Source organism: Mesorhizobium sp. BH1-1-4 (assembly GCF_020165665.1).
Classification (GTDB): Bacteria; Pseudomonadota; Alphaproteobacteria; order Rhizobiales; family Rhizobiaceae; genus Mesorhizobium.
In genome coordinates, this window is sequence record NZ_JAIUIN010000003.1 from 67,248 (window position 1) to 79,984 (window position 12,737).

A 12,737-nucleotide genomic window follows, 5' to 3' on the forward strand; every position below is an offset into this window, starting at 1 on the left:
CTGTTCGCTCAGTCGACGCATTGACGTCGAATTGGAGAGCTTCTTGTTGGTCTGATTAGATATTGGTTTTCATGGGAATTCCGGAGGGGAAATCGCTTCGCGCTTTTCCGGCGTTTCATTGAAGGCCAGCTTGTCGAGGGTGATAGGCAGGTCGCGGACGCGAGTACCGGTGGCGTTGAAGACGGCATTGGCGACCGCTGCGGCCACGCCGGTCGTACCGATCTCGCCGATGCCGCGCGCGCCCATGGGAGTGCGCGGATCAGGAATGTCCGTCCACAGCACATCGATCTCCGGCACGTCCAGATGCACGGGCACATGATAGTCGGCCAGTGACGTGCTCATGATTCGACCGCTCCGCTCGTCGAGCAGCGTCTCTTCCGTCAGCGCCATTCCCAGCCCCATGATCATGCCGCCCTTGAACTGGCTCGTTGCGGTTTTCGTATTGAGAATACGGCCACAATCGAAGGCGCCGACCAGGCGATCAATCCGGATTTCCCCGGTAACCTCGCTCACGCGTAACTGGCAGAAAATGGCCGACGTGCTGTGCATCGAGAATTTGAGCATTTCCAGCGGCGGCCCGCTTTCACCCGTGACGCTGAGGTCTTTGTGTCCGGAGCGCCGAAAAATCGAAGCGAAGCTTTCGTGCCGGGAGGGGTCATCGATGCTGCGCAGCCCGCTGTCGGCGAATTCGACGTCACTCGCCCTGAGCCCCGCCAGCGGCGTGTCGTTGCCGGCAAGGCGCAACAGCTCGGCGGCAAGTTTGCCGCTTGCGGCATTTATAGCCGCGCCGAGCGAGGCTGTCTGGGACGATCCGCCGGCGAAGCTGGCAAATGGCAGGCGGGAGTCGCCGATCGTCACCGAGACGCTATCGAGCGGCAGCCCGAGCCTGTCCGCAGCGTGCTGGCGTTGGACGGTCGCGGTTCCCATTCCCATCTCGTGCGCGGCGCTGGCGACATGGGCCTGACCGCGTGCGTCAAGGGTGATGCGCGCGGACGTGCCCGGCATGCGGGCGAAAGGGAAGGTTCCGCCCGCGCAGCCCATGCCCACGAGCCATTCCCCATCGCGTCGTGCACGGGGCGCGGGCGCACGCCTGGCCCAGCCGATGCGTTCGGCACCCAAGTCGTACGCGGTCATCGTGGCGCTCTGCGAATGGGGGGCGCCGCTGATCGGATCGCAGGAGGCGACGTTGCGACGCCTCAATTCGACCGGGTCCATCCCCAGTTGGTGGGCCAGTTCGTCCATCGCGCATTCAATCGCGAAAGTCCCCGGAGTCTCTCCGGGGGCACGCATGAAAGAGTTGGCCAGCAGGTCGAGATCGACGTGGTGCTGGACGATGTCGAAGCTGGCGGACGCATAGAGCGATCGCCCGGTGAGACTGAAGCCTTCGTCGCATATGCTGTGCCGCGGCTTGGTCGCATAGCCGTGATGCAGCAAGGCGGTGAGCTTCCCATCTGCACTGGCCCCCAGTGCCACGCGCTGCTCGGTCTGAGTGCGACCGCCCACCAGACGGTGCATGCTCGCCCGCGACAGCATGACACGCACCGGTCGCCCGGCGAGCTTTGCCGCGGCGGCGCCGAGGATCTGATGGTCCCACATCCCTTTTGCGCCGAAGCCACCCCCAACGAAGGGTGAACTGACGAAGACATCCGCCTCTTTCAGCCCAAACACTTTTGCCAGGGAACCCGCCGTAGCGTGGATCATCTGCGTCGCGTCGTGGACGATCAGTTGCCCGTCCTGCCAGGCGATAGTGGCGGCGTGCGGTTCGATCGGGTTGTGGTTCTGCCACGGCGTCCTGTAGACCGCATCGATCTTGTACGCCGCTTCGGCCAGCTTCTTGCTGGCGTTGCCCTTGTCGACGCGGTTCCGCTCGATCAGTATCGAGTCCGGCGTGCTCGCATCTTTTTTGCCGTCCTTGAACCGCGTGCGTGACTGCGCGGCATTGTAACGTATCCGGACCAGCGTGGCGGCATGTTCGGCCTGTTCGCGGGTTTCGGCGAGTATGACGGCCACCGCCTGTCCATTCCACCGGATTTCAGCATCCTGCATCACCGGAAGCGTGTGGTTGCCTGCCGCCTTCAGATTGGTGATGCCGATTGCGGGAGGCACCGACATTTTCGGCGCGTTGCGATATGTCATCACCAGCGCGACCCCTGGCGCGGCTTCGGCGGCGGAAACGTCGAGTTCGGCGATCTTGCCGCGCGCGACGGTGGAATGAACAAAAGCGGCATGGAGCAGGTTCGCCATCGGCACTTCAGCCGCGAAGCGCGCCGCGCCGCGAACCTTGTCCGGACCGTCGATGCGGGGCTGCTGTGTACCAAGCGTCGCGCGCTTTTGGATGATCGGATCGGGCGTGCCGCCGGGCAGCCAGCTAGCCGGAACGCGCCCCAGCACTGTGCGAACTCCGCCGACGATGGCGTTCTGTAGCTTGCTCATGCGCGCTCTCCTGCCAGCGATTCAAGGACGGCGGCGATCGTCCGCCGCGCCAGACCGACCTTGAACGCATTGCCTTCAAGCGGCTGCGCCTTGGTCAGTTCCTCTTCCGCGGCGGCGAGAAAGTTTGCGCGGGTCGCCGGCAATCCACGAAGCGCGGCCTCCGCACGCGTGGCGCGCCATGGTTTTGCGGCCACGCCGCCAAGCGCGATCCGGGCTTCGGCGATCTTGCCTTCCACCACTTCGAGGCCAGCTGCCACGGAAACCAGAGCGAATGCGTAGCTCGAACGGTCGCGGACCTTGCGATATTCGGAATTCGTCATTGCGGGCGTCGCGGGCGGTAGCTCTATGGCGGTGATCATCTCCCCGTTCCGCAAGACGGTCTCGACCTGTGGGTTGGCGCCGGGCAAAACGTGAAACTCGGCAAGCGGCACGGTTCGCTCACCCTCTGGGCCGGCGAGATGCACCAGTGCGTCGAGTGCCGCAAGCGCCACGCACATGTCCGAGGGATGGGTCGCCACGCAGGCGTTCGACCCGCCCAGAATGGCGTGATAACGGTTGAACCCGCCCTTCGCGTCACAGCCGCTATCAGGCTGCCGTTTGTTACATCGCGCCCCATCCACATCGTAGAAGTAGGGGCAGCGTGTCCGCTGCATTATGTTGCCGCCGACTGTCGCCATGTTGCGGATCTGCGCCGAGGCCCCGGCCAGCAGGGCGCGCGACAGCATCGGATAGCGACCGCGGACCATCGGGTGCGCGGCGAGCGCGCTGTTCTTCATCGATGCGCCGACGAGCAGCGCGCCGTTATCGACTTCCTGAATGTTGGCGGCCAGGCGGCTGACATCGACCAGTTCGGAAGCGGACTCGACATTCTGCCTGAGCAGATCAACAAGGTTCGTGCCTCCTCCGATCAATCGAGTGCCGTTGGCGGCGCCAAGCGACAGGGCTTCCGCGCGATCGCGCGCGACATGAAATGCAAAGGGTGTCATGCCGGCTCTCCACCAAGCATTTCCTCGATCGCTTCGACAATGCCGTTATGGGCTCCGCAGCGGCACAGATTGCCGCTCATTCGTTCACGGATTTCCTCTCGGGTCGGCCCTTCGGGGCCGGCGGCGAGATTGGCGGTGACATGACTTGGGTCGCCGCGCCGCAACTCCCGCGCCATGGCGATCGCCGAGCAGATCTGGCCTGGGGTGCAATAGCCACACTGGAGGCCGTCGTGTTCGATGAACGCCTTCTGCAGTGGATGGAGGCTGCCGTCCGCTCCTTGCAGCCCCTCGATCGTGAGGACGTCACGCCCCTCCGCCTGCGCAGCCAGGGTGAGGCAAGATAGCACCCGTTCCCCGTCCAGCAGCACGGTACAAGCGCCGCAGGCACCTTGATTGCAACCGAGTTTCGTCCCGGTGAGCCCCAGCCTCTCGCGCAACATGTCAAGCAGCGACACGCGCGAATCCAGGGGGACGGGATAATCGGATCCGTTGATCGTGATGGTCACAGGCGTCTCCATTCGGGATCGGCAGCGGATAGGCAGCAAGCCTACTACCATCATGATAGTACGAAATTCGTATTATTCAACTTTCGTATCTGCGATTTTCTCGGTAAGCCGGATCAATTCCTGTTGTTCGCTGGCATTGAGCGCCCTGAGCATTGCCACGCAGGCGTTGCGGTAGCCGGCCTTTTGATCGCCGACCACCTCCGCGCCCTTCGCCGTGGCGGTGAGGGCTACCGTCCTGCGGTTCTCTTCCGGTCGGCGGCGTTCGATCAGCCCCTTGCGCACAAGCCTGTCTGTGGCCGAGGACATGGTTGTCGGCGCGACGTCGAGATAGCGGGCGACGTCGGCCGCGCCGCACCCGGCATTATCGCAGATGAAGACCAATGTCTGAGCGTCGAGAGCATTAAGCGCGTTCTCCGCTGCGGCGGCGGCTTCGGCCACCTTGAACCGGCGCGTGAAGCGCTCGAAAGCAATGGTAAGCTGCTCAACCTGTTCTTGTGTCGGCTCGGTCATCGCTCCAAGAAAGCATGTCTCGGGCATGGATGCCAAGTTATCCGCCGCCATACCGCTGGCCGCGCCTCCATGCGCGGACAGGACCGAGGCGGGGAATGGAATTAGCGGTGCCATTTGAAAATCGGCGACCCGCTTGCCATATTAGGACGATTGGGGCATAAGGGCGCCATAGCCGGGACGGAACGACTGGATGGTTCCGAGGCGGCGTTTGGTCATAAAGCGGACACTTGCCACTTGCGTGGATCAAGAATCGGTTTTATGTAGACAGAACAGACACGCGGCGCGTGGAGCTGGGAAGCCGGCTTTACGCGTCTGATTTGCATGGGCGAAATGGTGCGCTGATTCGGCGCGCTTTGGGCTCAGGCGGCACGTCCCGGCCAGCGGGATCATCCAGGGGACCCGGCCAACGGGTCTTGAAGACAGGCGGCATATGGCTTCGAAAACCACAAATCCTTTCGTCTTTCTCCAGCAGGTGCGCGCGGAGACAGCCAAGGTGACTTGGCCGTCGCGTCGCGAGACGATGATCTCGACGGTGATGGTTCTCGCCTTCGCCGTGATCGCGATGATCTTCTTCTTCACCGCTGATCAGCTCATGGGCCTCGCGGTCGAGCAGATTCTGGGCATTGGACGCTAAGTCCGGCGATTACGGAGAAGTCGTAAAAATGGCTACGCGCTGGTACATCGTCCACGCCTATTCGAACTTCGAGAAGAAGGTCGCCGAGGACATCGAAAACAAGGCCAAGCAGAAGGGCCTGTCCGCCGACATCGAGCAGATCGTGGTGCCGACCGAGAAGGTCGTCGAGGTTCGTCGCGGCCGCAAGGTCGACGCCGAGCGCAAGTTCTTCCCGGGCTATGTGCTCCTGAAGGCCAATCTGACCGACGCCGTCTTCTCGCTGGTCAAGAACACGCCAAAGGTCACCGGCTTTCTCGGCGACTCCAAGCCTGTGCCGATCACCGAGGCCGAAGCCCAGCGCATCCTGAACCAGGTGCAGGAAGGCGTCGAGCGGCCGAAGCCCTCGGTCACCTTCGAGATCGGCGAGGCGATCCGCGTCTCGGATGGTCCGTTCGCGTCGTTCAACGGTTTCGTCCAGGAAGTGGACGAGGAGCGGGCGCGGCTCAAGGTGGAAGTTTCGATCTTCGGGCGCGCCGTGCCTGTCGATCTGGAATTCGGACAGGTCGAAAAAGGCTGATCCGAAATCCCTGATGCCGGTTCGGCGATCAGGGAGGCGGCGCGCAAGCGCTGCCTGAGGACGGTGGGAGGCGAAGGCGGCTTTAGCCGGCCGCAAGAACCGCACCACCAGACTGCAACCGCCGGTGTTTCCCAGCTAGTGGGGCCGGCATAGACAAAGGCAGGAAAAGAGATGGCTAAGAAAATTGCAGGCCAACTCAAGCTCCAGGTCTCCGCGGGATCGGCTACGCCGTCGCCCCCGATCGGCCCGGCGCTTGGTCAGCGTGGCATCAACATCATGGAGTTCTGCAAGGCGTTCAACGCGCAGACCCAGGAAATGGAAAAGGGATCGCCGGTTCCGGTCGTCATCACCTATTACCAGGACAAGTCGTTCACCTTCGTCATGAAGACGCCGCCGGTGAGCTACTTCCTGAAAAAGGCCGCGAACCTGAAGTCGGGCTCGAAGGAGCCGGGCAAGGTCAAGGCTGGCACGGTTTCGCGCGACAAGGTCCGCGAAATCGCGACCGCCAAGATGAAGGATCTGAACGCGAACGACGTCGAAGCGGCCATGCGTATGGTCGAGGGCTCCGCCCGCTCGATGGGTCTGGAAGTGGTGGGCTGAGATCATGGCAAAGATTGCAAAGCGTGTATCGAAGACCCGTGAAGGCATCGATCCCAACAAGGCTTACGCGCTCGGTGAAGCGCTGAAGCTGCTCAAGGACCGGTCGTCGGTCAAGTTCGACGAGACCGTCGAAGTGGCCATGAACCTGGGCGTCGACCCGCGTCATGCCGACCAGATGGTCCGCGGCGTGGTCAACCTGCCGAACGGCACCGGCCGCTCGGTTCGCGTCGCCGTGTTCGCCCGTGGCGACAAAGCCGATGAAGCCAAGGCCGCCGGCGCCGACATCGTCGGTGCGGAGGACCTGGTCGACATCGTCCAGAAGGGCACGATCGATTTCGATCGCTGCATCGCCACGCCGGACATGATGCCGCTGGTCGGCCGTCTCGGTAAGGTGCTCGGCCCGCGCGGCATGATGCCGAACCCGAAGGTCGGTACCGTCACCACCGACGTTGCCGCCGCCGTCAAGGCATCGAAGGGCGGCGCCGTCGAGTTCCGCGTCGAAAAAGCCGGCATCGTTCATGCCGGCGTCGGCAAGGTCTCGTTCGACGTCAAGGCACTGGAAGAGAACATCCGTGCCTTCGCCGATGCGGTAACCAAGGCAAAGCCGGCTGGCGCCAAGGGCAACTACGTCAAGAAGGTGTCGGTCACCTCGACGATGGGCCCGGGCCTCAAGCTCGACGTCTCGACGCTCGCAGCGTCCTGATTAAGACCATTTGGATCGGCCTTTCGAAGGTTGGTCCGTGACTGAATTCCGGGCCCTGGATTTATCCTGGGCCCGGTGCCGGAAGCCGGAAGGCTTCCGGACATCCTGTCCGAGATTGCGGGCGGCCCGAACCTTGATTCAAGAGGACGGCCTTAATTCATGTGGGCCTGCATGAGACGGGTGAAGACCCGACAACGGAGCGACAAGCTCCAATGAAAGGTTCGAACCGTGTTTGCCTTTTGTCTGCGCATCGCCGGCCTAGCCGTCGATGTGGCGAAAGGGGGCAGGATCCTCGAGCGTCGTTCGGGAGATCCGTTACTGGATGGCCCGGCCGGCAAAAGGCAACCCGACGCCTGTCCTCTCCAATGGGAATGTTCCCATTGACGGGGCAGGGGTCAACTGGAGATAGGCAGTGGACAGAGCGGAAAAACGCGAACTCGTCACGGGCCTGAATGATGCGTTTTCGGGCGCAGGTTCAGTCGTCGTGGCCCACTATGCCGGTATCACCGTCGCGCAAATGAACGACCTTCGGTCGAAAATGCGCGCCGCCGGTGGCACCGTTAAAGTCGCGAAGAACCGTCTCGCCAAAATCGCTCTTCAGGGCACGGACTCCGCATCGATCATCGACCTGTTCAAGGGACAGACGCTGATCGCTTATTCGGAGGATCCGATTGCGGCGCCGAAGGTCGCGTCCGATTTCGCCAAGGGAAATGACAAGTTGGTCATTCTCGGCGGCGCAATGGGCACCACCTCGCTCAATGCCGACGGTGTGAAGGCACTCGCCACACTTCCGTCGCTCGATGAGCTGCGCGCCAGGCTGGTTGGCATGATCGCCACGCCGGCAACCCGGATCGCCCAGATCGTCAATGCGCCAGCGGCCTCGGTCGCGCGCGTCATCGGCGCTTACGCCCGGAAGGACGAGGCGGCATGAGGCCGTTCCTCGCTATCGAAAACACACGTTCGAACCTAACGAAGGAATACAACAATGGCTGATCTCGCAAAGATCGTAGACGACCTTTCGAAGCTGACCGTCCTCGAGGCGGCTGAGCTGTCGAAGCTTCTGGAAGAAAAGTGGGGCGTTTCGGCTGCCGCTCCGGTGGCGGTTGCCGCTGCTGGCGGCGCTGCCGCCGCGGCTGCTCCGGTCGAAGAGAAGACCGAATTCGACGTCGTCCTCACCGAGGCCGGCGCTCAGAAGATCAACGTCATCAAGGAAGTCCGCGCCATCACCGGTCTTGGCCTCAAGGAAGCCAAGGACCTGGTCGAAGCGGCTCCGAAGCCGGTCAAGGAAGGCGTTTCCAAGGCCGACGCTGACAAGTTCAAGGCCCAGCTGGAAGCAGCCGGCGCCAAGGTCGACCTGAAGTAAGCGTAAAAGCGGCGGGCGGCCTCGCGCCGTCCGCCACTCTCTTCGCCTGGAAGGGAGGACGCGTAGCGCGAGATGTAGGAGAACCTCTTTCCTGAGGGCCGAAAACCGGCCTTCAGGAAACGGGTTTTCTCCCGTTTTAGCCGGCCACCGCCAAGCAGTTGGTGCAGGTGGACGGAGAACAGACAGAGAGCCGCCGGCCAGGTGGCTCGGAATGCAAGGCGGGCCGCGGCGAGGCCCGTCCCGAGTTTAGAGCTAAGGAGCGACGATGGCCCAGACCCAGACTTTCAATGGCCGCAGACGCGTACGCAAGTTCTTCGGAAAGATCCCGGAAGTTGCGGAGATGCCGAACCTGATCGAGGTTCAGAAGGCATCCTATGACCAGTTCCTGATGGTGGACGAGCCCAAGGGCGGACGTCCGGACGAAGGGCTGCAGGCTGTTTTCAAGTCGGTCTTCCCGATCTCTGATTTTTCCGGCTCCTCCATGCTGGAGTTCGTGAAGTACGAGTTCGAAGGACCGAAATTCGACGTTGACGAATGCCGTCAGCGCGACCTGACCTATGCCGCGCCGCTCAAGGTGACGCTGCGCCTCATCGTGTTCGATATCGACGAGGATACCGGTGCCAAGTCGATCAAGGACATCAAGGAGCAGGACGTCTACATGGGCGACATGCCGCTCATGACCTTGAACGGCACCTTCATCGTCAACGGCACCGAGCGCGTCATCGTCTCGCAGATGCACCGTTCGCCGGGCGTCTTCTTCGACCATGACAAGGGCAAGTCGCACTCATCGGGCAAGCTTCTGTTTGCCGCGCGCGTCATCCCCTATCGCGGCTCGTGGCTCGACATCGAGTTCGATTCCAAGGACGTCGTGCACGCCCGCATCGACCGCCGCCGCAAGATTCCGGTGACGTCGCTGCTTATGGCGCTCGGCATGGACGGCGAAGAGATCCTGTCGACCTTCTACAACAAGATCTCCTATGTCCGTGCGGGCGACCACTGGCGCATCCCGTTCAACGTCGAGCGTTTCCGCGGCCTCAAGGCTGTCGGCGATCTGGTCGATGCCGATACGGGCGAGGTCGTGGTCGAGCAAGGCAAGAAGATCACCGCCCGTCAGGCGCGCGCGCTTGGCGAAAAGGGTCTCAAGGCGATCAAGGCGACCGACGAGGATCTGCTTGGCAACTATCTGGCCGAGGACATCGTCAACTACGCCACCGGTGAGATATTCCTCGAAGCCGGTGACGAGATCGACGAAAAGACGCTGAAGGTGTTGCTCGGCACTGGCGAGAGCGAGATCAAGGTTCTCGACATCGACCACGTCAATGTCGGCGCCTATATCCGCAACACGCTCAACGTCGACAAGAACGAGAGCCGCCAGGACGCGTTGTTCGACATCTATCGTGTCATGCGCCCCGGCGAGCCGCCGACGCTCGAGACCGCCGAAGCCATGTTCAACTCGCTGTTCTTCGACAGCGAGCGCTACGATCTGTCGGCTGTCGGCCGCGTCAAGATGAACATGCGCCTCGAGCTCAAGGCCGAGGACACCGTGCGCGTGCTGCGCAAGGACGACATCCTGGCCGTGGTCAAGACACTGGTAGAATTGCGCGACGGCAAGGGCGAGATCGACGACATCGACAATCTCGGCAACCGCCGCGTGCGTTCCGTCGGTGAGCTGATGGAAAACCAGTACCGCGTCGGCCTGCTGCGCATGGAGCGCGCGATCAAGGAGCGTATGTCCTCGATCGAGATCGACACGGTGATGCCGCAGGACCTGATCAACGCCAAGCCGGCGGCCGCCGCCGTGCGCGAGTTCTTCGGCTCCTCGCAGCTGTCGCAGTTCATGGACCAGACCAACCCGCTGTCGGAGATCACCCACAAGCGTCGTCTCTCGGCGCTTGGACCGGGCGGCCTGACGCGCGAGCGCGCCGGCTTCGAAGTGCGCGACGTGCACCCGACGCATTACGGCCGCATCTGCCCGATCGAGACGCCGGAAGGCCCGAATATCGGTCTGATCAACTCGCTGGCGACCTTCGCGCGCGTCAACAAGTACGGCTTCATCGAAAGCCCGTACCGCAAGATCGTCGACGGCAAGCTGACCAATGACGTCGTCTATCTCTCGGCGATGGAAGAGGCCAAGCACCATGTCGCGCAGGCCAACGCCGAGCTCGACAAGAACGGCGGTTTCGTCGACGAGTTCGTCATTTGCCGCAGCGCCGGCGAAGTGATGATGGCGCCGCGCGAAAACGTCGACCTGATGGACGTGTCGCCCAAGCAGATGGTGTCTGTCGCCGCGGCGCTCATCCCGTTCCTCGAGAACGACGACGCCAACCGCGCTCTGATGGGCTCGAACATGCAGCGTCAGGCCGTGCCGCTGGTGCGCGCCGAGGCGCCGTTCGTCGGCACCGGCATGGAGCCGATCGTCGCCCGTGACTCGGGCGCCGCCATCGGCGCGCGTCGTGGCGGCATCGTCGACCAGGTGGACGCGACGCGTATCGTTATCCGCGCCACCGAGGATCTCGATCCGGGCAAGTCCGGCGTCGATATCTACCGGCTGATGAAGTTCCAGCGTTCGAACCAGAACACCTGCATCAACCAGCGTCCGCTGGTGCGCATGGGTGACCGGGTCAACAAGGGCGACATCATCGCCGACGGTCCGTCGACCGAGCTCGGTGATCTGGCGCTCGGCCGCAACGTGCTGGTCGCGTTCATGCCGTGGAACGGCTACAATTACGAGGACTCGATCCTCTTGTCCGAGCGCATCGTCGCCGACGACGTCTTCACCTCGATCCACATCGAGGAGTTCGAGGTCATGGCGCGCGATACCAAGCTCGGTCCGGAGGAAATCACGCGCGACATTCCCAACGTCTCGGAAGAAGCGCTGAAGAACCTCGACGAAGCCGGCATCGTCTATATCGGTGCGGAAGTGCAGCCGGGCGACATCCTGGTCGGCAAGATCACGCCGAAGGGTGAAAGCCCGATGACGCCGGAAGAGAAGCTTCTGCGCGCCATCTTCGGTGAAAAGGCTTCCGACGTGCGCGACACCTCGATGCGCATGCCTCCGGGTACCTTCGGCACCGTCGTCGAGGTGCGCGTGTTCAATCGCCACGGTGTGGAGAAGGACGAGCGCGCCATGGCGATCGAGCGCGAGGAGATCGAACGCCTCGCCAAGGACCGTGACGACGAACAGGCCATTCTGGACCGTAACGTCTATGCGCGCCTTTCCGACGTGCTCGTCGGCAAGGAAGCGATCGCTGGACCGAAAGGCTTCAAGAAGGGCTCGACGCTGTCCAAGGATACGCTCGACGAGTATCCGCGTTCGCAGTGGTGGCAGTTTGCCGTGGAGAACGAAAAGCTCCAGAGCGAACTGGAAGCCCTGCGTGGCCAGTACGACGACTCCAAGAAGGCGCTCGAGCAGCGCTTCATGGACAAGGTCGAGAAGGTGCAGCGCGGCGACGAAATGCCTCCGGGCGTCATGAAGATGGTCAAGGTCTTCGTGGCGGTGAAGCGCAAGATGCAGCCCGGCGACAAGATGGCTGGCCGTCACGGCAACAAGGGTGTCGTGTCGCGGATCGTTCCGGTCGAGGACATGCCTTTCCTCGAGGACGGCACGCATGCCGATATCGTGCTCAACCCGCTGGGTGTGCCGAGCCGCATGAATGTCGGCCAGATCCTGGAAACGCATCTGGGCTGGGCGTGCGCCGGCATGGGCAGGAAGATCGGCGAGCTGATCGACACGTATAAGGCTGCCGGCGACATCAAGCCGCTGCGCAAGACGTTGGAAAGCTTCATGCCGGCCAACGACCGCAACGAGCCGGTCCGCGAGTATGACGACGAGAGCATCGTTCGCCTCAGCGAGCAGATGCGCCGCGGCGTCTCCATCGCGACCCCGGTGTTCGACGGTGCGCACGAGGCTGACATCAACATCATGCTGGAGCAGGCGGGCCTGCACACATCAGGTCAGTCGCAGCTCTATGACGGGCGTACCGGCGAGCCGTTCGATCGCAAGGTGACGATGGGCTATATCTACATGCTCAAGCTTCACCACCTGGTGGACGACAAGATCCACGCGCGTTCGATCGGTCCGTATTCGCTCGTCACCCAGCAGCCGCTGGGCGGCAAGGCGCAGTTCGGTGGCCAGCGCTTTGGCGAAATGGAGGTCTGGGCGCTGGAAGCCTACGGCGCCGCCTACACGCTGCAGGAAATGCTGACGGTGAAGTCGGACGACGTCGCCGGCCGCACCAAGGTCTACGAGGCGATCGTGCGTGGCGACGACACGTTCGAGGCCGGCATTCCCGAGAGCTTCAACGTGCTCGTCAAGGAAATGCGGTCTCTCGGCCTCAATGTCGAGCTGGAGAACACCAAGCTCGACGACAACCCTGTCCGGCTGCCCGACGCGGCCGAATAAGGCAAAGGCGCGTCGCGGCAACCCGCGACGCGCTTACCAAATTC

The 12,737-nt window shown here is 62.7% G+C and carries 11 protein-coding genes; 7 read left to right on the top strand and 4 right to left on the bottom strand.

Annotated elements, in window-relative coordinates; translation table 11 throughout:
- Positions 1 to 69: 69 nt before the first annotated feature.
- Genes LB569_RS06725 through LB569_RS06740 form a run of 4 tightly spaced genes read right to left on the bottom strand, consistent with a single transcriptional unit; the run spans position 70 to position 4,486 of the window.
- Positions 70 to 2,433, bottom strand: a complete 2,364-nt coding sequence (locus tag LB569_RS06725; protein WP_224691575.1) for a xanthine dehydrogenase family protein molybdopterin-binding subunit — start codon at positions 2,431 to 2,433, stop codon at positions 70 to 72.
- Positions 2,430 to 3,419, bottom strand: coding sequence for an FAD binding domain-containing protein (locus tag LB569_RS06730; RefSeq protein WP_224691576.1), 990 nt, complete (start codon positions 3,417 to 3,419; stop codon positions 2,430 to 2,432). Before LB569_RS06730 ends, LB569_RS06725 begins: the two co-directional genes overlap by 4 nt.
- Positions 3,416 to 3,976: a (2Fe-2S)-binding protein gene (locus LB569_RS06735; protein ID WP_411970194.1), complete on the bottom strand. Its 561-nt coding sequence runs from the start codon at positions 3,974 to 3,976 to the stop codon at positions 3,416 to 3,418. Before LB569_RS06735 ends, LB569_RS06730 begins: the two co-directional genes overlap by 4 nt.
- Positions 3,977 to 3,997: 21 nt before the next feature.
- Entirely contained in the window at positions 3,998 to 4,486 is a 489-nt protein-coding gene (locus LB569_RS06740; RefSeq protein ID WP_224691577.1) for a MarR family winged helix-turn-helix transcriptional regulator, read from the bottom strand.
- Between the two features lie 379 nt (positions 4,487 to 4,865).
- Between LB569_RS06740 and secE the strand changes: the two genes are divergently transcribed.
- The 7 genes from secE (at position 4,866) to rpoB (ending at position 12,693) form a co-directional block, all read left to right on the top strand.
- The gene (secE, locus tag LB569_RS06745; protein WP_013531408.1) at positions 4,866 to 5,069 is read left to right on the top strand and encodes a preprotein translocase subunit SecE; all 204 of its coding nucleotides are present in this window, start codon (positions 4,866 to 4,868) and stop codon (positions 5,067 to 5,069) included.
- 28 nt (positions 5,070 to 5,097) lie between these two features.
- A complete protein-coding gene (nusG, locus tag LB569_RS06750; protein WP_015317996.1) occupies positions 5,098 to 5,625 on the top strand; it encodes a transcription termination/antitermination protein NusG in 528 nt (175 codons plus the stop codon).
- 171 nt (positions 5,626 to 5,796) lie between these two features.
- The gene (gene rplK, locus LB569_RS06755; RefSeq protein WP_010909262.1) at positions 5,797 to 6,225 is read left to right on the top strand and encodes a 50S ribosomal protein L11; all 429 of its coding nucleotides are present in this window, start codon (positions 5,797 to 5,799) and stop codon (positions 6,223 to 6,225) included.
- Between the two features lie 4 nt (positions 6,226 to 6,229).
- Positions 6,230 to 6,928 (top strand): 50S ribosomal protein L1, encoded by a 699-nt coding sequence (gene rplA / locus LB569_RS06760; protein WP_140710757.1) that lies wholly within the window; start codon positions 6,230 to 6,232, stop codon positions 6,926 to 6,928.
- Between the two features lie 412 nt (positions 6,929 to 7,340).
- Complete coding sequence (rplJ, locus tag LB569_RS06765) at positions 7,341 to 7,859, top strand: 50S ribosomal protein L10 (protein ID WP_027146631.1); 519 nt, start codon at positions 7,341 to 7,343, stop codon at positions 7,857 to 7,859.
- A gap of 54 nt (positions 7,860 to 7,913) precedes the next feature.
- Positions 7,914 to 8,291, top strand: a complete 378-nt coding sequence (gene rplL, locus LB569_RS06770) for a 50S ribosomal protein L7/L12 (protein WP_015317993.1) — start codon at positions 7,914 to 7,916, stop codon at positions 8,289 to 8,291.
- Positions 8,292 to 8,556: 265 nt separating this feature from the next.
- Positions 8,557 to 12,693 carry a DNA-directed RNA polymerase subunit beta gene (gene rpoB, locus LB569_RS06775; RefSeq protein WP_224534543.1) on the top strand — a complete coding sequence of 1,379 codons (4,137 nt, stop codon included), beginning with the start codon at positions 8,557 to 8,559 and terminating at the stop codon, positions 12,691 to 12,693.
- Positions 12,694 to 12,737: the final 44 nt, after the last annotated feature.

Coding starts and splice junctions, on each gene's coding strand:
- secE (WP_013531408.1), top strand. CDS start 4,866: ATGGCTTCGAAAACCACAAATCCTTTCGTCTTTCTCCAGCAGGTGCGC.
- LB569_RS06730 (WP_224691576.1), bottom strand. CDS start 3,419: ATGACACCCTTTGCATTTCATGTCGCGCGCGATCGCGCGGAAGCCCTG.
- rplK (WP_010909262.1), top strand. CDS start 5,797: ATGGCTAAGAAAATTGCAGGCCAACTCAAGCTCCAGGTCTCCGCGGGA.
- LB569_RS06735 (WP_411970194.1), bottom strand. CDS start 3,976: ATGGTAGTAGGCTTGCTGCCTATCCGCTGCCGATCCCGAATGGAGACG.
- LB569_RS06725 (WP_224691575.1), bottom strand. CDS start 2,433: ATGAGCAAGCTACAGAACGCCATCGTCGGCGGAGTTCGCACAGTGCTG.
- nusG (WP_015317996.1), top strand. CDS start 5,098: ATGGCTACGCGCTGGTACATCGTCCACGCCTATTCGAACTTCGAGAAG.
- rplA (WP_140710757.1), top strand. CDS start 6,230: ATGGCAAAGATTGCAAAGCGTGTATCGAAGACCCGTGAAGGCATCGAT.
- rpoB (WP_224534543.1), top strand. CDS start 8,557: ATGGCCCAGACCCAGACTTTCAATGGCCGCAGACGCGTACGCAAGTTC.
- LB569_RS06740 (WP_224691577.1), bottom strand. CDS start 4,486: ATGGCGGCGGATAACTTGGCATCCATGCCCGAGACATGCTTTCTTGGA.
- rplL (WP_015317993.1), top strand. CDS start 7,914: ATGGCTGATCTCGCAAAGATCGTAGACGACCTTTCGAAGCTGACCGTC.